Annotated in this window: 15 protein-coding genes; 11 read left to right on the forward strand and 4 right to left on the reverse strand. The window is 56.2% G+C overall.

The window, feature by feature from the left end; genetic code table 11:
- Both JK202_RS01055 and JK202_RS01060 read right to left on the reverse strand, forming a co-directional pair.
- A complete protein-coding gene (locus JK202_RS01055; RefSeq protein ID WP_211557195.1) occupies positions 1–1623 on the reverse strand; it encodes an ABC transporter substrate-binding protein in 1623 nt (540 codons plus the stop codon).
- A 4-nt stretch (positions 1624–1627) separates the two neighbouring features.
- Entirely contained in the window at positions 1628–3094 is a 1467-nt protein-coding gene (locus JK202_RS01060; RefSeq protein WP_211557197.1) for an NAD(P)-binding domain-containing protein, read from the reverse strand.
- A 231-nt stretch (positions 3095–3325) separates the two neighbouring features.
- Here JK202_RS01060 and JK202_RS01065 point away from each other — a divergent pair, with 231 nt between their 5' ends.
- Positions 3326–4111: an SDR family oxidoreductase gene (locus JK202_RS01065; protein ID WP_211557199.1), complete on the forward strand. Its 786-nt coding sequence runs from the start codon at positions 3326–3328 to the stop codon at positions 4109–4111.
- Positions 4108–5283, forward strand: coding sequence for an alpha-hydroxy acid oxidase (locus JK202_RS01070; RefSeq protein WP_211557201.1), 1176 nt, complete (start codon positions 4108–4110; stop codon positions 5281–5283). Before JK202_RS01065 ends, JK202_RS01070 begins: the two co-directional genes overlap by 4 nt.
- Before the next feature lie 8 nt (positions 5284–5291).
- Here the strand turns inward: JK202_RS01070 and JK202_RS01075 are convergent, their stop codons facing one another.
- Positions 5292–6161: a LysR family transcriptional regulator gene (locus JK202_RS01075; protein WP_211557202.1), complete on the reverse strand. Its 870-nt coding sequence runs from the start codon at positions 6159–6161 to the stop codon at positions 5292–5294.
- Between the two features lie 184 nt (positions 6162–6345).
- Between JK202_RS01075 and JK202_RS01080 the strand changes: the two genes are divergently transcribed.
- The 7 genes from JK202_RS01080 (at position 6346) to JK202_RS01110 (ending at position 17342) form a co-directional block, all read left to right on the forward strand.
- Positions 6346–6771 carry a VOC family protein gene (locus tag JK202_RS01080; protein ID WP_211557203.1) on the forward strand — a complete coding sequence of 142 codons (426 nt, stop codon included), beginning with the start codon at positions 6346–6348 and terminating at the stop codon, positions 6769–6771.
- A gap of 694 nt (positions 6772–7465) precedes the next feature.
- On the forward strand, positions 7466–8356 hold the full coding sequence (locus JK202_RS01085; protein ID WP_211557204.1) for a LysR family transcriptional regulator: 891 nt from the start codon (positions 7466–7468) through the stop codon (positions 8354–8356).
- Between the two features lie 137 nt (positions 8357–8493).
- The gene (locus JK202_RS01090; RefSeq protein WP_211557205.1) at positions 8494–10098 is read left to right on the forward strand and encodes a serine hydrolase; all 1605 of its coding nucleotides are present in this window, start codon (positions 8494–8496) and stop codon (positions 10096–10098) included.
- A gap of 260 nt (positions 10099–10358) precedes the next feature.
- A complete protein-coding gene (locus tag JK202_RS01095) occupies positions 10359–11579 on the forward strand; it encodes an FAD-dependent oxidoreductase (RefSeq protein WP_211557209.1) in 1221 nt (406 codons plus the stop codon).
- 17 nt (positions 11580–11596) lie between these two features.
- Positions 11597–13984, forward strand: coding sequence for a penicillin acylase family protein (locus JK202_RS01100; RefSeq protein ID WP_211557211.1), 2388 nt, complete (start codon positions 11597–11599; stop codon positions 13982–13984).
- Positions 13981–15264: a serine hydrolase gene (locus JK202_RS01105; protein ID WP_211557213.1), complete on the forward strand. Its 1284-nt coding sequence runs from the start codon at positions 13981–13983 to the stop codon at positions 15262–15264. Before JK202_RS01100 ends, JK202_RS01105 begins: the two co-directional genes overlap by 4 nt.
- Positions 15265–15269: 5 nt before the next feature.
- Entirely contained in the window at positions 15270–17342 is a 2073-nt protein-coding gene (locus JK202_RS01110; RefSeq protein WP_211557215.1) for a prolyl oligopeptidase family serine peptidase, read from the forward strand.
- 74 nt (positions 17343–17416) lie between these two features.
- Here JK202_RS01110 and JK202_RS01115 read toward each other — a convergent pair whose 3' ends face one another.
- Positions 17417–17881, reverse strand: a complete 465-nt coding sequence (locus tag JK202_RS01115; protein WP_211557216.1) for a nuclear transport factor 2 family protein — start codon at positions 17879–17881, stop codon at positions 17417–17419.
- Positions 17882–17973: 92 nt separating this feature from the next.
- On the opposite strand from JK202_RS01115, the gene JK202_RS01120 reads away from it, so the two are divergent.
- Together JK202_RS01120 and JK202_RS01125 are read left to right on the forward strand one after the other, a co-directional pair.
- The gene (locus JK202_RS01120; protein ID WP_211557218.1) at positions 17974–18921 is read left to right on the forward strand and encodes a GlxA family transcriptional regulator; all 948 of its coding nucleotides are present in this window, start codon (positions 17974–17976) and stop codon (positions 18919–18921) included.
- A gap of 238 nt (positions 18922–19159) precedes the next feature.
- The gene (locus JK202_RS01125; RefSeq protein WP_211557221.1) at positions 19160–20266 is read left to right on the forward strand and encodes a DUF563 domain-containing protein; all 1107 of its coding nucleotides are present in this window, start codon (positions 19160–19162) and stop codon (positions 20264–20266) included.
- Positions 20267–20272 lie beyond the last annotated feature (6 nt).

Below are 20272 nucleotides of genomic sequence, written 5' to 3' on the forward strand. Positions count from 1 at the left end.
TCAGCTCCGGGCCAGGGTACGGAAATCGACCTGACGGTAATACTGGTATGTAAAGCCAGTGAGGTCAGGGACGGTCACGGCATCCATGTTGGGCTGCCACAGAAGGATCAGCGGAACCTGATTGACGAGCAGGTCCAGCATGGCCTGACATTCGGCCACATAGGCCGCTTCGTCCGTCTCAAAGCGGGCCTTTTCCACAAGTTCCACCATATGCGGGCTGTTCCAGTTGGAGAAATTCCAGCGCTGGTCGCGGGTGAAATACAGGTAAAAGAAATAATAGGCATGCTCGATCCAGCCAGCCGCTGTGTCGGTGTAGAAATCGAGCTGTCGCCGGGCCTGCATAGTGTTGAACTGCGCATCCGGAAGTTTGTCGATCCTGACCGTAATGCCGATATGACCCAGCGCTTCCTGGATCAGCGCGGCCATGGGCTCGGCTGTGGTCGTCTGGCTGGTGGCATAGGAGAAAGTCGTGTGAAAACCGTCGGGATGGCCGGCTTTCGCCAGCATTTCGCGCGCTTTCTGGACATTCTGCGAGAATGGCAGGGGCTGTGGGAAATCCGGCGCCGGAGACTGCCCTGACCAGTCTGCACCATAAAGGGGTTTGCCGCGGCCAAAGATACTGGCGGCAAACAGGTCCTGATACGGCAGAGCCAGCGCAATGGCACGACGGACAAGCACGTTATTGAACGGCGCGCTCTGGGTATTGAAAGCCAGATGCGTGAAGCAGTTGCTCTCCACGACGGAATCGATATGGACCTTTCCACGGCGTGAAAGCGCCATGATATCATAAGCTTCAAGGTCGATAACGATGTCGGCGTCACCGCGTTCGATCAGCCCGGCGCGGGTTGTGGCTTCAGGAACGGTTTGACTGATGATCCGCTCGAAAAAGGGCGCGACTCCCCCGTGCCAGCCGTCATGACGGGTCAGGGTGACGTTCACGCCGGGTTTGAAATTCTCGACGCGGAAAGCGCCCCCGGCCGCCGTATTGTGCTGGAGCCACTGCTGGGCCCAGGGGTCGTCTGATGTGGCATGCTGTCGGGCCAGCCGGCTGTTGACCATGATGGCGTAAGGCATGGCCAGATTGGCCATCGCCAGACGGTCAGGCTTGGGCAGGGAAATCTCGATTGTACGCTCACCAGCAATGCGAAACTGATCCGGTGTGGTCAGGGAGCCACTGCTGAACTGGGGACGGGCGAGCGAATTGGCCGAGACACAGCGATCGAGGGACCATTTGATATCTTCAGCCGTGACGGGGGTACCGTCATGCCAGACAGCATTGTCCCGCAGATGGAGCGTAAGGTTACGCTGGTCTGCGCTGATCTCGCAGGATTCAGCAAGCTCGCCCTGCAGATGCGTGGGATCAAACGTCGCGAAGGCTCCGATGGGGCGGCTGCCGAATGTCATGAGGCGGTCATAGACATTCATGCTCAGCCCGAAGGACTCACGGGTTGACCCGAGCATGGTGGGATCAAGCGTGTTAACTGCACCGCCTGTGACATGCCGCAGCGTCGCCCTTCGGGACTGGGCCAAAGCGGAACCCTGCGGATACGGCAGGGTCAGGGCAGCGCCCGCACCGAGAGTCGAAGCCAGGAAGGTACGGCGGTTGAGGGGATGTCTGGCCATAGGCTCAGGCATCTTCCAGTGTCATGGGATGACCTGCAGGCCAGCGCAGTTCAGCCTGCCGGATGTCATACCCTTTCAGGTCCTGCCAGTAAGCTTCCACATCGTCGCGGAAAAGGGCGCCGGTAATGCCCGAGACCAGTTTGGGCACGGAAAATTTCATGGCGTTGATGGATGATCCGGACGGGCCAAAACTCATCGTGGCCGCGATGGAGAACAGATGGATGTTCCTCAGCCATGGCGTTTCACCGGGGACGCGCTCCTGAAGCGTGTAGTCGTTGCCCAGATAGGGAAAGGCCGACAGGCGGCTGTTCTGCTCATCCGGCGCAGGCGTAAAGCGGTCTTCCCACCGGGCGATATTTTCGGCAGCACGCGCCAGTTCAGGGCGCTGCGCAGGATTGTGCTCGATGCCGGTCGCACAGATGACGTAATCCGCTTCAAAAGGCCCCTGTGCGGTGTCCAGCAGGACTTTTTCTCCATCCATAGCGGCACCGTTCCAGCCAGCCCCCGTATAAAGACGGAAATTCATATGCTTCGCACAACGGTCCCATGTGGGCTGGGGGAAGCCTTCACGCAGGCCGAGGATGTAGTTCATGAAACGCCATTTCCAGACGTCGTCGAGTTCGGAAAAATGCTTCAGAAAGCCAGTGAAGGTCAGCCACAGATAGGGCTGCACAAGCTGCGGCTCCGCCCGGCGACAGAAGAGATGCACCTCCCCTGCCCCCGCTTCCAGAGCAGTCGCTGCATTGTCGAATGCTGATGCACCAGCCCCGAGGATGGCGACGCGTTTTCCGCGCAGCGCAGCGAAATCAATGCCCTCCGCCGTATGGGCCCGAACCCGTGCAGGCAGTGCTTCGATGAAGCCCGGCATGGACCACCGGCCCAGACTTTCCTGCCCCGTGGCAAGAACAACCTTGCGGGTAAAACGGCGCACCGGTTCAGCACCTGCGCTCTGGAGCAGGACGCACAAACCGCCTTCACAGGGCTCGATGTCCAGAACAGTCGTGTCATTCTGGACGGGAATGCCAACGGTATCACGCAGCCAGAGCAGGTATTCGACCCAGTGCTGCTTGGTGATCAGATGCAGCGCCGTCCAGCTTTGCGGTCCAAACTTTGCTTCATGCCAGCTCTGATAGGTCAGGGACGGAATGTCGAGATCAGGCCCTGTGAAGTCCTTTGGGCTGCGGAGCGTATGCATCCGGGCATAGCTAAGCCACGGCCCTTCCAGCCCCCGGGGGGCCTGATCGACCACCAGAATATTGCGGACCTCATCGCGCATCAGGCCGAATGCCGCAGCAAGACCGCTTTGCCCACCACCCACGATCAGGACATCGAGCATCGCTTCGCCGGAGGGGGCCTCGTGCTGGAATGTCCAGGGGCGCCGCGGATGCGCGATGCGATCAAGGTCGTCACGAACGCGGGCTGTCAGGTCGGCCAGGGCGTGGTCTGTCTGCGGGAGGGCGTCTGAGGTCATTTTGTACACCGCCTGTCATCTGGAATATCGTTTACAGGAGAGAACGAAAATCGGCTGATGTGAACTGTTTTCCCGGCCTTTTCGATTGCGAATCATTGCCGGGTATAAACCTCACCAATACCCTACCGGAATAAAGTACAGGATTGTGATTATTCGTGCCCCTGCCCTGTCGACAGGATGTCAGAAACTGTTTCACAGTGGCGTTGCATACGCCTGGGAAGGGGAAAATCCATGGATCTGGGTCTGAATGGAAAAACGGCTCTCGTCGTCGGGGCAAGCCGAGGGCTTGGACGTGCGATAGCAGTTGGTCTCTGTGCGGAAGGTGTAAGTGTACTGGCTGCGGCACGTAACCCTGCTGATATCGAGGCCTGGCGTGCAGAGCTCCCTGAAGACCAGCGCAGTCGCATTGCGGCCGTTCGGGCCGATCTGGCGGACCGTGCATCCATTATGGCCCTGGCGGATAGCGTTGTGGCAACAGGTGGCGTGGATATTCTCGTCAATAATAGTGGGGGACCACCGCCGGGACCTGTCAGTGGCTTTTCTGACGAGGACTGGGTGACACAGTTTACCGTTATGGCGAGCCGGTTCTTCCTGCTTGCCTCCAGACTGGTTCCGGGAATGCGGGAGCGGAAATGGGGACGTATCCTGACTGTAGGATCATCAGGAATTATGCAGCCGATTGCGGGATTGGGCCTGTCCAATGGAATCCGCGGCGCAATTGCCGGATGGTCCAAAACGCTCAGTAACGAAGTGGCCGCAGACGGGGTGACGGTCAACATGCTTATTCCCGGACGCATCCATACGGATCGTCTTGACCAGCTTGATGGAGCCGCAGCGCGCAGGAATGGAATAACGGTTCAGGAAGTTGCCAGCCGGTCGCTGCAGAATATTCCGGCGGGGCGTTACGGACGCCCGGAAGAGTTCGCGGATGCTGCGGTGTTTCTGGCCAGCGAACGAGCCGCATATATCACAGGCAGCCAGATCCGTATCGATGGCGGCATGATCCGGAGTGTATGATGGCTTCTGACCTCTCGTCCCTGTTGGAGGCCGAGGATTTTCGCAAGGCTGCCCGCAGTTATCTTCCACACGTGCTGTTCGAATACATGGATCGCGGAAGTGAGCGGGAAACCGCTCTGAAACAGGGACGTGCCGCGCTCGATCGTCTGCGGATCGTACCATCCCTCCTGCGGGAAGCAGGTCCATGTGACTTATCCTGCTCCGTTCTGGGAAAGACTTTGGCAACACCCCTGATCGTGGCACCCACCGCCATCGCTGGGATGATCCGTCCAGGCGGAGAAGCGCGCATTGCATCTGCGGCTGCCTCCCATGGGATTCCGGTATGTCTGGCGACGCAGTCGATCGTCCCGATCGAAGCCGTAACGAAGGAAAGCCCCGGCAACGTGTGGTTTCAGCTTTATATCTGGCAGAACCGCCAGCGGATGCTGGATCTCCTGGAGCGCGTAAAAGCCGCCGGCGTGGAAACGCTGGTGGTGACTGTGGATACGGCCGCTCAGCCACTGCGGCATTATAACCGGCGCAATGGGTTCAGCATGGGTTTCCGCCCCACGCCCCGATCGGTTCTGGATATTGCGGCCCATCCGAACTGGGCAGCGAATGCATTGCTCAAGCCACTGGTACAGGGCCGTGGAATACCGGATTTTCCACATTATCCAGAAGGTCTGCGCCCTGATGTTCTACGGCCTCAACAGGATGCGTCCGTAAGGCTGGCAACAGATGTGACGTGGAGGGATATTGAGCATCTGCGCATGGTCTGGAAAGGATCTCTGGTTCTCAAGGGACTGCTATGCGCCGAAGACGTTGCTCAGGCACGACGGACCGGAGTGGATGGAATTGTCGTCTCCACACATGGAGGGCGCAACCTCGATTCAGCACCGGCTGTTGTTGATGTCCTGCCGTCTCTTGCAGATGAAGCCGGAAATATGACAGTGATCGCCGATAGCGGAATTCGTCAGGGAAGCGACGTTTTCAAAATGCTGGCCCTTGGCGCCGATGCTGTCATGATCGGACGTCTGCCGCTTTATGGCCTTGCGGCTGCAGGATCTGCTGGAGTGGAGCGTATTCTGCACATGCTGCTTGAGGAATTACGCATCACCATGGGCCTCAGTGGGAAAAAAAGAATTTCTGATCTGGGAATGGAAACTCTACTGGGTGTCAGAATTCAGGAATAAAGTAGAATTCAACGCTTTTTGACACCAAGAAAAGGTTCAATGGCCTTGATGAGAGTTACCTGCGGTGACGCATGAAGCCATAACAAGCCAATATGGCGGTGTGGCGGCGTCAGGGAAACAGGGATTTTGCGGAGTTTAAGGCCCTCTGGCCAAGGCTTCTTCCAGTCAGGAAGTAACGAGACGCCAATTTCTTCACTGACCATCAGCGCGATGGCTTCGAGTGAGTCCAGTTCGAGCTGATCGCGGGGGAATATTCCATTTTCCTTAAGAAAAGTGTCCGCGATACGACCGCCCCATTGGTTCCGGTCATATCGCAGGAACATGTTTTCCTTAAGAATCGTCAGTGGGTTCGTCTCCGTACAGCTTAGAGGAACCAACATGACAAGCGGCTCTGAAAGAAGTCTTTTCCAGCCGCATGTCTTGGGAATGGCGAATGGGGGTTCAACGATCAGGGCACAGTCCAGACGCCCGTCCAGCACCTCATGATAAAGCTTCACAGACTGCCCCGGAGTAACGTGCAGATCAATCTGGGGATAAGCCAGAAAAAAGCGGCGCAGCATGAACGGGAGAATTCCGGTCAGAGCGGTCGAAATGGCGCCCACTCTCAGCTCTCCGGCAAATTCGTTCTGCGACGCCAGAGCCTTGAGCTCTTCCACTCCCCGAATGAGGTGACGGCTCTTTTCTATGATGGCAAGGCCCGCTGTCGTGGGGGTGACTGTTCGGCCTGCACGGACGAGCAGGGGCTGCTTGATCTGGTCTTCAAGGGCTTTGATACGTTGCGAAACGGCTGCGGGTGTCAGCCCAAGCAAACGGGCCGCTTCAGCTATTGAACCTCGTTCCGAAACAAGAACAAAACTTTCCAGAAACCGTATATCCAAGGCAAAGCGCTCACTTGTTTCGAGAGGGCACGATCCTACTTGAGTTTCGGAAGCGACAACATCAATTCACAGAATATCACATCGAAACGCAATATTTTCTTTCGTCTAAAAACATATATTCGTTTTAGCTGGCTGTTTGTCGAGCATGGTAAGCCAAGGCCCCTTCATCATTTATGGTGCTCGCATGCCCAATCCGTTCCACCTTGCTTTTCCCGTAGACGATCTGGACGCCGCAAGAAATTTTTACGGGACTGTCCTGGGTTGCCCCGAAGGTCGCAGCACGCAGAGCTGGATCGACTTTGACTTTTTCGGGCATCAGATTGTCACGCATCTCGTACCGAGCGCAAAACCGTCAGCTGCGGCTGGTGCTGTTGATGGCCATAAAGTGCCCATTCCTCATTTTGGTGTCGTTCTCGACATGCCGGACTGGAAAGCCTTGGCCGAGCGCGCGCGCAAGCATGGAATTTCTTTCGGCATGGAACCTCAGATCCGTTTCGAAGGCCGTCCTGGAGAGCAGGCCACAATGTTCTTCTGCGATCCGGCAGGCAATGCGTTGGAATTCAAGGCATTTTCTGACATGAAGCAGCTTTTTGCCCTACAGGATGAATGATACCCTTAAATATAGTCCGAAACATTCCTGATTTTAACGGCTGCTCTGCTTGACGCAAAGCAGCCTAGTCATGACAAATACTTTACTACCATAACTAAAAAGAACGTGGTTTCTTCCACATAACAGCTGATTGCGACGGCATGCAGTTTTGGATTCAGACCGCTTCTGGTAAGATCAATCCATCGCTTCCGAGCCCCTTCGCATCTATAGGTAAATCCTCCATCATCTGGCGAAGATGTTTATGCCGTCGTTGTGTTTTCGGGGGGTGTCGGGTGCTTTATGCTCGATATGACCCTCATGTGACGAGCTAGGCTTGTCGAAAAAGACGACCTTTCTTCTCCTTTTCAGTCGAAAAAATAGCATCTTTCCTCTAAAATCATCTCAGATATTAGAGGAACTGCACCAAAACAAAATGTCCGGAAAATTTCTGCGGCATAGCTTCAGGTTAAGGAACTCACGGCAACAGAAGCGTTCGGTGCCGAACGAATAGTACCATTTTCTCTGTCGCAGGTTCATTGATATCCCGAATTGAAAATTTCTCCTTCGGTCATCCCGGCTTATGCAACGCCATTTGCATCTTTTTTTACAAAAGTAAGATAATGAAAGAATTCATTCGCCCGGAAACGTTTTAGGCCTCTCGACCAGCAGTTTTATGAACACTTCAGAAACCCGCCTTTCAAAGCAAGGAACTCCAATGCGCCTGCGCCAGATCGAAGTTTTCTATGCGATCATGACGACGGGTTCGCTCCGACGTGCGGCCGAGTTGCTTCATGTCTCACAGCCCGCAGCCAGCAAGGTCCTACGTTACGCCGAGCAGTCGCTAGGATTTGCGCTGTTTGAGCGGGCAGGTGGCCGACTGGTGCCGACACGTGAGGCTCGGATCATGCTACCGCACGTCAATGCCATTTTCGAGAAATTGTCGGACCTCAAGCGCCTGACCGATAATCTGCGCTACGCGCGTGATGGGCATTCGATCAGTATCGGATGCGTACCGAGTCTGGGGCTCAGCCTGGTTCCACGAGTAGTGCAGCGTTACCGCGCTGATCATCCGGGTATGGAGTTGACGATTGATGCAATGCACGGAACCGAAATCGTGTCACGCATCATGAATCATGACCTCGATCTCGGGGTTGTGTTCGGTGACTATACCTATGACGGACTGACGGCACTGCATATTGCAGATATTCCGCTGATGATGATCGATGGAGAAGACGGGGAAGGCCCGGTCAGTGTTACCGGGATCGATCCCGAGCGCTATATCGGATTAAGCGAAAACGATCCTACGGCCCGTATGCTCGATATGGTCCTGGAAGAAGCCGGCATCCCCGCAAAGGCCCATGTGCGGGTGCGAACCCATTTCATGGCAGCCGAGCTCGTGCGTCTGGGCGGAGGGTGCGCCATCGTGGATGCGGTTACAGCCCTGCATCATCCGGGTCTGTCGCGTCCGCGACCTCTCTCTCCGCCCCTGAGTGTGGCCTGTACAGTCCTGTTCCGGGCCGACCATGCGCTGTCACATATCTCGCAGGATATCCTGGCCCTGTTACGCAGCGAACTGGATGTGGATCTGCTCGCCCTGAAGGAATGATGACGCAGACTTAACTCAGGGTTAAGTCTGCACTGCATCTTAAGGGAGGACATGCGAAACGTTTCGTGCTCTCAATTGATTTCGTTCCTTTAAGGGCTCCACGATCTGGAGCCGGAAATTCGTATTCAGAGCCTTCAATGATCCAGCCCCTTCGACAGTCATGCGTGATCGCCATTTCGGCGGTTGTCCTTCTTTCCACGACATGTGCCACACGCGCCGCGGCTCTTCCGGCGGGACTGACCAAACAGAAAATCAGCACGACGGTGGAACGCGCACGCTCGGCCTTCAACGTACCTGGCGTTGCCGTCGCCGTGGTACAGGATGGCGAGGTTGTCTTCAGCCAGGGTTATGGCCGACGCGCGCAGGACACTGCGAGCGCACCGGTAGACAGCCGCACGCTGTTTTCCATCGGGTCCAACACCAAGGAGTTCACCGTAACGGCGCTTGCCCAGCTCGTCGACCAGGGCAAGTTGGGCTGGAACGACCGTGTGATTGATCACATGCCGGATTTCCGCGTTGCCGATCCGTCAATTACACGCGACTTCCGCGTCTCGGATCTGTTGACGCACCATAGCGGTATGGGACAGGGGGCAGGAGATATGATGCTATTTTCTCACAGCACGTTCACGCGTCCGGAAATCCTGGCTGGCCTGCCTTTCATGCCATTCACCGCGCCGTTCCGAAGTCAGTACGCCTATAATAATCTCATGTACGTTGTTGCCGGTGCACTGGTCGAACGCGTCACGGGCCAGAGCTGGGAAGATGTGATCCAGAAGCAGCTCATTGACGCCGCGGCCCTTCCCGCCTGCCAGAGCACGCCGCCGGTCAAAGATCAGACAAATGTAGCGACTGGTGAAGGTGAAAGTAGTGTTCTGCCTGAGCGAAGCGCTCTCCGGCTGCCCGGCGTGGCACCTGCCGGCGGCATCTGGTGCAGCGCTGATGGCGTGGCACGCTGGGCTCAGACCTATCTCAATGGCGGGCGTGCGCCGAACGGTCGACAGGTCTTCAGTCAGGCCAGCCGCGATGCCATCTGGGCCCCGCATGGTTTGCTGCCGCTACCTGACACAGCAGAGGCGACGAAAACCCACTTCCGCGCCTATGGCTATGGCTGGTTCATGGAAGATTTCTTCGGCCTGAAGCGTATCTGGCACACAGGCAATATCGGCGGCATGATCAGCTATGTGACTTTCCTGCCTGAGCGCAGGACGGCCATCATCGTTCTGAGCAACCATGACGATCCCGGGGCACCTTACGCCATTGCGACAACGCTGAGTGCCTATGCCGCGACCGGAAAGAGCGATGACTGGGTAAAGTATTTCCAGAACGAGGAAAGCTCCCGGCAAGCTGCAAATACGAAGAAGGCCGCTGACAGCGGACCCGGCTCGCCTGCGCGCCCTTTCATTACACTCCCCACGAATGCACAACAGGACTATGTGGGGACCTATCGTGACAACTGGCGCGGCCCAATCACGATCAGCCGTCGGGGAACGGATCTGAGGATGACTTTCAGTCATGCTGATGGCCTGACCGGAACGCTCTCTGCCTTGCCGCATGATCTGTTCGTTGTCCGATGGGATAACCGGGAGCAGGATGCTGAGGATGATTCTTATGTACAGTTTGAACGCGATGTTTCGGGTCAGGTAACTGGAATGACGATGCGTGTAATCGGATCTGATTTCAGTTTTGATGCCCAGGATCTGCACCCGAGAAAAATCAGCTCTTCTGTAACAAAAGCACTCTAGCCCGTGCTCAGCCATCATCCCGTTCTGTCACAGAACGTCCCGACGGAGCTGGATTATGGCGGTTCAGAAGAAATCTAGATTTGAATTTCCCGCATCTCGGTTCGTTTTAAACATAAAACAACGTGTTAACCGTAGGTTATAGGAAGATGGTCTCTTTGCATTAGCCCGACGGGTTTGGGAAATGTAGGTTTTGTACCTGATCATGGCGTAGGAGAACGCAACTTCTCCCTGCGCCCAGCCTCTGGACGCTCAGGAATCTTATGGCCGGCAGACGGACCATCACAATCATCGGCGGAGGCGTTATCGGCCTGACAACTGCCTATGCTCTTGTTCGGGAGGGACATGACGTTTCCCTGATCGAACGACACGATTGCGTCGGGCAGGACGCCAGCTTTGCGAATGGTGGTCAGCTTAGCTATCGTTACGTCAGCCCGCTGGCCGATGCTGGTATTGCCCGGGATGCTCTGGGCTGGCTGTTTCGACCGAAATCCCCGATCGCGCTGCGGGTAAAGGCTGACCCGCATCAATGGCGTTGGCTGCTTGCTTTTCTGTTCGCATGCAATCGACGCACGAACCGACGCAATGCCTCGATTCTGCTTGATCTGGCTTTGAGTGGCCAGGTGGAACTTCAGAAATATCGTGATGACGGTCTGGGCAATTTCCTTTGGCGTCGTCCGGGAAAGCTCGTCCTGTATCGGAATGCTGCGACCTTCCGCAAAGCTGCACGCTCCGTCAGCGATCCGGAGCGTCAACGCGCCCTCTCCCCTTCTGAATGTGCAGAAGTCGAACCAGCATTCGCGAGACTGCGGGAGCAGATTTCAGGCGGGATTTTCTCACCGGAGGACGAGGTTGGAGACTGCTTCCTCTTCTGCACGGCACTGCGTGAGGCTCTGGCGGCGGAACCGGGCTTCCGCTTCGTGCAGGGAGACGCCACGCTCGCCAACGGACCGGGTAACCGATGTGCTGTCAGACTGGATGGCCGACCATTTGAGACCGATCTCGTTGTCCTTGCAGCGGGGATCGCTTCGCGGAAACTGGCACAGCCGCTAGGGATCAACCTGCCGCTTTATGGCCTGAAAGGGTATAGCCTGACTACGCAACCCGGCCCTGCTCTGGTGCCTTCGGTCAGTGTGACGGACTACGATAATCGTGTGGTTTATGCCGGGCTGGGTGATCGGCTACGGGTTGCAGCAATGGTCGATATCGGTTCGGAAAATACCGCCCCCGATCCAAAGCGCCTTGGAGAATTGCGCGCTCTCGTGGCGGAAACGCTGCCGGGGGCTCTGGATCAGGGCGATGATAAACCATGGGCTGGATTACGGCCCGCAACCCCGACCGGTGTTCCGATTATCGGGCGCACCCGATATGACAATCTTCTGCTCAATGTGGGGCATGGTGCCCTTGGTTTCACACTCTCAGTCGGCTCGGGCCTGAGGCTGAAAGAGATCGTGGCCGGGATCGATACCCGCGCTGTCGGGTGAAAAAGGAACTGGTTTTTATGCAGACAACCCGCCGTGCGGTTCTCCTTGGCGGCGTTGCCGCTATCCTGTCTGCATCCATACGCAACACCAGAGCTGCCTCACCGCTCCAGGGTCTGCCAGGCCTCAATCAGCCGGTTGAGATTCTGGAAGATCGCTGGGGCGTGCCGCATGTCCGGGCCCGCAGCATTCCCGATGCATTTTTTGCTGACGGATATCTGGTAGCGCGCGACAGGTTGTGGTCTCTGGATTTCGGTCATCGCCAGTCTCTGGGGCGTTTGGCAGAAGTGTTTGGTTCGGAATTCGTGCCGTCGGACACTGCCAACCGGCTGGTTCTTTTCCGGGGCGATGCTGAACGTGAACTGGCTGCATTTCCACAGGTGGTTCAGGAGTGCGCGCGCGCTTATGTCGCTGGCCTCAATGCGCGGATTGCGGAGGTCATCGCCTCACCCTCACTCCTGCCACCGGAATTTAAAATTTTTGCCGTCACGCCCTTGCAGTGGGACGTTCTGGATCTGATCCGCGTGCGTGCCGAAGTCACGGGCAACACACGCACGGAAATCCGTCGGGCAAGACTGGCGGCGCGTGGCGCACTGGCTTACGACGCGCTCGTCACGCCACTGGAACCTGTCCATGAGCTTCGGACGCCGGAGGGACTGGATACCGCAGCCATTAGCGAGGCTGATCTTGGGCTGTTTGGCGTCCTTCAGTCTCCGCTGCCACTCCATGGCCTCCATGCCGCAGCAGATGACGAAATCCGTCGGCGGAATGAGGGCAGCAATTCTTGGGTCATCGCCCCCGCCCGCACCGCAACCGGTCGCCCGATCCTGGCCAATGACCCGCATCTGTCCTTCGGCGTCCCCGGCCCGCGTCATGTCATCCATCTGACGGCACCGGGGCTGGATGTGATTGGCGGGGGTGGCGCAGGCATGCCCGGCGTCATGCAGGGCCATAACGCGACGATCGCCTTCGGCCGGACCAATTTCCATATCGATCAGGAAGATCTGTTCATCCTGCGCACCGACCCGGCCGACCCGCTGCGTTATGCCCATCAGGGCGGCTGGAAACGGATGGAACAGGTTGAGACGCGGATCGCGGTCCGTGGCGAGGCCGAGCGCGTAGTGAGCCTGTTCTACTCGGTCCATGGTCCGGTCGTCTCGCGCGATCCAGCACGCAACCGCGCCACTGCGGTCTCCGCCACCTGGCTTGCCCCCGGCGCCAATGGTCTGCTGGCCAATATCGGGATCAATCTGGCTCATGACTGGACCAGCTTTCGCGAAGCCCTGCGCGTCCATACCAGCCCGACCAACTTCACCTATGCGGATACCAGCGGCAATATCGGCTGGCAGGCTGCCGGTGGCCTGCCAAGTCGTGCTCCGGGACATGACGGGCTGATGCCCGCGCCGGGAGATGGGAGATACGACTGGCAGGGGCTTCAGCCGCTCGAAGCGCTGCCCAGCAGTTTCAATCCGGCACGCGGCTGGTTCGGAACGTCGAACGAAATGAACCTGCCCCCTGACTATCCGGTCGAGGAACGGCGCGTGAGTTTCGAATGGCGTGATGGCTTCCGCCACGAACGCGTGGCCCAGATGCTGGACGCAACACCGCGTGCGACGCTTGCGGACAGCGTGGCCCTGCAACACGACACATTCTCCGTACTGGCCCTGCAGATGGTCCGGCTCCTCCCCGAAGTTCCGCCGGCTCTCGCCCCGGAAGCTGGCCTGCTGCGGGCATGGAATGGCCGGATTGACGCCGACAGTCCGGCGGCCGCGTTGTATGAGGTCTGGTGGACCAGGCTGGAGCGCGCCTTGCATGCACGCATTATTCCCCCGTCCCTGCATGACCTTCTGCCCGGCCCGGTGAACGCCACCGTCCAGTTGTCGCTGTTCCAGTCGCCGGATTCCCGTTTCGGCACGGAACCTGCCCGGGAGCGGGACAGGATGATGGTCGAACAGTTCGTCGAGGCTGTCAGGGAACTGCGGGACCGGCTGGGCCCCCTTCCCGCCGCCTGGAGATGGGGCGCCCTTCATACTGTGACCCTGCGTCACCCGCTCGCCGCCGTGCCCGCAATAGCAGCGGCTTTCCCTACGATTGGTGAACCATCAGCCCAGAGTGGCGGCGATCCCTATACCGTCATGGCCCGGTGGTACACACCCCTGACTGGCGGAGCGAACACTTATGCTGCAACAGGTGGAGCAAGTTATCTGATGGTGTGTGACGTCGGAAACTGGGATCGATCGCTGTATCTCAACTGTCCCGGTCAATCAGCAGATCCGAAATCGCCGCATTACGCCGATTTCTTTGCTGGGTGGCTTCGTGGCGCGATGCAGCCGCTGCCATTCAGTACACACAGTGTCAATGAGGCTGCCGTTCGACGACTGACACTTCGTCCGGGAGATCAACCATGAGCGGCTGGCAGATACGGGGTGTCGTTCTGGCTGCTCTGGCGGCCTTTTCTTCAGAAGTGCACGCGCAGACCCGCACCGATACCGATCATGAGCTGGATCACGTACTGGCAAACGGCGAGGTGCGCCCACTGGCCGCTATTGCCGCAGTACGTCTGCGCCAGGGTCGGGTCGCTTACAGCTACTATAGTGGTTTTGCGCGGCGGAATGCGGACGGGACGGTCCCCGTGGGCCCGCAGACCCTCTTCCGCATCGCCTCGATCTCGAAGGTCGTCACGACGATCGGAATGATGGAGCTGGTCGAGCAAGGTAAAGTCGACCTTGATCATGATGCATCGGAGTATCTTGGTTTCCAGCTGCGGAATCCGGATTTTCCACAGACGCCCATCACGGTGCGCATGCTGCTCAACCACACTTCCAGCATTCGCGACGCTGACGGCTATACCCTTCCACCGGACCACAGGATCAGCGAATTCTTCGATCCGGCCCGAAAGCCAGATAGCTCTGGATACCATTTTACCCATGGCGACGGGCATGCGCCGGGTACGTGGTTTGAATACTGTAATCTCTGCTACGGTTTGGTCGGAACGATCATGGAGCGTGCCAGTGGCGAACGGTTTGACCGCTACCAGCAGACGCATGTGCTGGGGCCACTTGGGATTGACGGCGGCTACAATCGTATGGCCCTCACCCATCCGGACCGACTGGCCACGCTTTACAGCCATCAGCCCACAGGATGGGAGGCTGAAACAGATATAATACCATCGGCCCCGACCTGGGATGCAGCGTCTCTGACTGCTTACAAGCCAGGGGCCAACGGGACCCTGTTTTCGCCTCAGGGCGGTCTGCGCATTTCCATGGAAGGGTTGACCCGTCTTGCACGCTTCATGCTTGGCCATGGCGCACTGGACGGCGTGCGTTTGCTTTCGGTGCACAGTATCAATCTGATGCTGACACCGACCTGGCAGTACAACGGAAAGAACGGGGAGTGTCCCTATCCCATTCCCAGCTATGGCCTCAGTATGGCGCGACTGACCGGACAGCGGGATCCTTCAGGGCGTGAAACACGGCCCTATAAAGGTTATTCCGGTGATCTGGCCGGACATCTTGGAGATGCCTACTCGTTGCATTCCGGATTCTGGTACGACCCCGCAACTGGTGATGGCTTCCTGTTCGCGGCAGATGGTTTCCCTGACGCCGGCCAGGAACGGCCGGGCGCCTATTCATCATTTACCCGCGTTGAGGAAGAACTCTTCACTTCGCTCGCCGGAGCCGGGAAATAAACCATATGTTCCTTCGATTTTCCCTTTGCAGCGCATCAGCACTTTTGATCGCAATTTTTTCCAGCGCAAACGCTGCTCCGTCAAAGGATGCCACACAGCTGAATGCCCTGCTGGCCATGCCCTATGGCAACGGCCTGACGGGCGCAGCCGCGGCAGATCGCCTGGCCTGGGTGGAACGTCGAAACGGCATCCGCAACATCCTGATTTCGGACGGGGGCGCCACACCTCGTAAAGTCACCACCTACACCCAGGATGATGGAACCGACCTTTGGGGACTTACTCTCAGTCCGGACGGACGGATGCTGGCGTTTGTTGAAGGTGGCGATCCGGAATATCCCAACGATCATGCCCCCAATGCAGGCAACCCGGCTGTGCCAGGCAAGGAGACGGTACATGTCATCCTGCCGGACGGTCGGACCATGGTCGCCGGAGAAGGACATACCCCGAGCTTTTCCCCGGACGGACGGCTGCTTGCCTTTATGCATGGCGGTACGCTGCTGGTCGGGCAGCCCGGCAAGGCGCCCCGCGTAGCCATGGCCACACCGGGCCAGATCACCGCCCTGCACTGGTCTCCGGATGGGAGCCGCCTTGCGATTGAGATCGATCGTGGGTCTCATAGTCTGATTGCATTGTGGCAGAACACGAGTGGAGGCTCTGCACCGGTTTTTCTTCCCGCCGCGTTAGGAAACGATCAGGACGCAACATTTTCAGCGGACGGAAAATCCATTGCTTTCGTCCGTGCGTATAAGCCACTGCTGACGGCCGAACGCGGTAAAGGGCATTTCTGGTCGTTACACGTCTATGACATTGCATCCAGCACCGAACGCACGCTCTGGACAGCACCGGAAGGAGCCGGAAGCCATTTCTGGGCACCGGAGGGTGTGGGTCTGACATGGACTCATGACGGACAGCTTCTTTTTCCGTGGGAAGGAAGTGGCTGGCTTCGGCTCTGCTCCTTACCAACTGCCGCCACGACGATGAAGCTACACTGCCTGACGCCAGATGGAGCTGAAATCGCCTCCTATCGACTGTCAGCAGACGGCAGTCGCGTATATTATACGGCCAATATCGGCGATCCGGATCATTGGCGTGCATGGTCACAGCCACTGAATGGCAGCCAGCCCATTGCCCTGAGCGATACAAATGAGCAGGTCATGGATCTGACAACGGCAGGGTCGGCCATTGCCATGATGGCTACGAGTGTTACCCAGCCTGCGCATCCGGTCGTGCTGCAGGACCACAACCGAAGGCTGCCTGTTACGCCAGTTGTTCCAGCCGGCTTCAAATTTGTGACGCCGCAAGAAGTGAATATCCACAGCGACGATGGTCGTGACATTCACGGGCAACTGTTCCTGCCTCCGGCAGGAGATGCCGGGACCCATCCGGCTCTGGTCTTCGTTCACGGTGGACCACACCGGCAGATGCTCCCGGCATTCAATGCCATGGGCTACTATTCCAATGCCTATGCCATGAACCAGTTTCTGGCCTCACGAGGTTACATCGTCCTGGCGGTGAATTATCGTAGCGGAACCGGCTATGGTCTCTCGTTTAGGGATGCACCTGGTATCGGCCGGGCGGGAGCCAGCGAATATGGTGACGTTCACGCAGCTGGCCTCTTCCTGCGCAATCGTTCTGATGTAACCCCGGGCCGGATCGGGATCTGGGGCGGTAGCTGGGGTGGATATCTGACCGCCCTGGCGCTTGCCCGCAACAGCGATCTGTTCGTGGCCGGAGCCGACTTTCATGGCGTCCATGACATGACCGAACCAGATCATGCCGGGCTGTCCCCCGACGAAAAACAGAGGGAAAAAGAAAGCGAGTGGCGTTCATCGCCTATTGCGGACATCGCGCATTGGCGCTCGCCAGTCCTGCTGATCCATGGAGATGACGACTATAACGTTGAATTCGAACAATCCGTTTTGCTGGCCCGCATGCTCGTAGCGCGGAATATCCCATTCGAAGATCACGTCTTCCCGGGCGAGCGTCACGCCTTCCTGCGCACGCAGGACTGGCAGAGCGCCTATCTGTGGACACTGCGCTTCTTCGACGCGAAGCTGGCCGCAGGCGAGTCCCGATGAGGTTCCGACAAACCCGTCATGCACAATACAGTGCCACTACGTCCTGAGTGAGAAAACGAGGTCTTTCCGAACTGTCACAGCCCCAGTTCGGAAAGACCCGGATGCTCATCCGGCCGCCGGTTTCCCGTCCAGTGAAACAAACGATCTGTTACCAAGATTGACTGATTATTGATCGACGCCATCCGATAACGCATCAAGCCGTTGTCATCGAACTCCCAGTTTTCGTTACCGTGGGATCTGAACCAGTGTCCCATGCCGTCTTGCCACTCATAGGCAAAGCGAACAGCAATACGATTCTCCCGGAAAGCCCAGAGTTCCTTGATGAGCCGATAGTCCTGTTCCCCTTCCCACTTTCGGATGAGAAATGAGACGATCTCTTCCCGTCCAGTGATGAATTCTGAACGATTGCGCCATTTACTGTCAGACGTATAGGCTTGGGCAATCTTTTCGAGATCCTGACTGTTCCATGCGTCTTCAGCGAGGCGGACCTTCAGGCGAGCGGTTTCAGAATCGAATGGCGGAAGCGGCGGTCGTGACATTGGGAGCTCCAGTTCGGGCTAAAAGACTGTGGCTCGATAGACTTCCTGAAATGCAGGTTTGACAAAAGGACAATGATCCCTCATTTCAAGCCATGATCAGACGGATTGGTATTCTCCTCTATCCTGATTTCCAGTTGCTTGATGCTGCCGGAGTGACCGCTGCATTCGAGATTGCAAGCACCCTCGCGGCAGAAATATATGAGATTTCCCCTCTTTCCCGGGAGGGAGGGTCGATCCGCTCTTCTTCCGGAATAGCTCTTGAGACCTGTCCACTCCAAGAGAATGAACAGTTCGATACGCTTGTCATCGTTGGAGGCGAAGGCCACAAAACAGCAATGAGTTGCCCGAAACTTCTGGCATCCATCAAATATCATGCCGCGAAAACAAGACGGATATGCAGCATCTGCTCAGGCGCATTCCTGTTGGCGCAAATCGGTCTGCTGGATGAACGACGTGCAACCACGCACTGGCAATACGCCGAGCGTCTAAAAGCCCTTTTTCCACGCGTGAAGGTCGAAGCTGATGCTATTCATGTTCAGGATGGCACCGTATGGACGTCGGCAGGCATCAGTGCCGGGATTGATCTGACGTTGGCGATGATAACCGAAGATATTGGCGAAGACATCGCACGCCGTACGGCACAACAGATGGTGGTCTTCTATCGGCGTCCAGGCGGTCAATCTCAGTTTTCGACTCTCCTTGAGATGACAAACAGCCATGACCGCTTTGCTGATCTTCTGGGATGGGCCCGGTCCCATCTCAGCGAGCGTTTGACCGTAGAGAGCCTCGCCTGCCAGATGGGGATGAGCCCACGCAATTTCTCACGGACTTTTCAAGCCTCGGTCGGGATCAGTCCCGCCCGAGCGATTGAAAGACTCCGCGTGGAAGCAGCCCGGGAGCGCGTCGAACGATCGAACGTGCCTATTGAAACCATTGCCATGACGAGCGGTTTCCATGATCCAGAACGAATGCGGCGTGCCTTCCTCAGAGCTTTCGGTCAGCCACCTCAGGCTATTCGTCGGAATGCACAAAGAGAATAGAGTCCTAGCGTAAAAAGCTTTCGGGCACTCTCATACAAAGCTTACCTGTATACCCAAAAGAAATAGAAAATTAGAAATATTCTCCCTCAAACACTGCTCCCAGCAGTCCAGACCTCCAAAACAGTTCTATCCAGCCATAGACCAAACGTTTATGGCCGCGTAATTTAAGAAAACTGTTTGCCGTCCATCTTCAGGCGGTTTGATACGCGAATTTTTAAAGGTCCAAGAAATGACATTGATGAGCCGAGACGACATTTTACAACGAAACTTAATAGATCTGGACGCTGCCGTTTCATCTGGTTTAGCAAATTTTCATGTCATCGCAGAAGGAGGGCGCTTTTCAAGCGCGCCATTTTCTTTCCTGTCTGGGAATGTGCCGATACTTTTAATGAAAAGCGTTATGGAGAGGCTTTCTGTCAGTGACATAGGCATATTCGAGGTAGAAAACTCTCATATATTTTACGACGCAACAATCATGACCGAGAATAATATTTTTTTCTCGGAAAAAATAAACTTATCACGAGACCACTGCTCGCAGGTACTAAACTGGATACTCAGCAAAACTGAAAATGTCACCGTCAATTACATACCAGGTCTTGTATGCCCTTTATATGGTCCGGGCTGGCCAACGTGGGGACATTGGTTGGCGGAGTTCTTACCAAGAATATTTTTATTGAAACAACACGGCTATGATTTATCTGAAATAAAATTCGCCCTTCCTATTCAGACTCCCAATTTTTCTCGGATACTCATCGAAAAATGTGGAATAAAAGAAGATAATATCTGTTTTTTCGACCACGAAAAAGAGGTGATAAAATCTGATAAAATTCTAATTACAACAAATATGTCAAATTTTGGAGTTATGCATCCAATATTTTCTGGATACGTCGAATGGATCAGAGATCTATTTTACTCAAATCCGGATTATTCTTCCCCTGCGAAAATTTATCTGAAAAGAACATCTAAAAACCCCTTACGGTCACTTTTGAACCGTGAAAATATTGAAAAAATTGCAGAACATCATGGGTATACCATGCTGGATCCGAACACGATGAGCATTGACCAACAGGTCAGCGCATTTAGAAGCGCAACTCACATTGCTGGAGAATATGGATCTTCACTACACAGCTCAATATTTAGCGAAAAAAATCCGGTTATTATTGCGCTAAGAGGCGGAGATATCGACCCTGGATTCTTACAAAATGGCATTTCCAAAGAATGCAATCAAGAAATAGGGTATGTGTTTGGCGACATGGACTTCAATGTGGGAAATGGAAGCTTTCGCATTAATGAAGATTTATTTAAAATAAGCCTTAATTATGCCGATGTTATTAAGAATATATAATGTTTT

The organism is Gluconobacter sp. Dm-62 (assembly GCF_018256155.1).
GTDB lineage: Bacteria > Pseudomonadota > Alphaproteobacteria > Acetobacterales > Acetobacteraceae > Gluconobacter.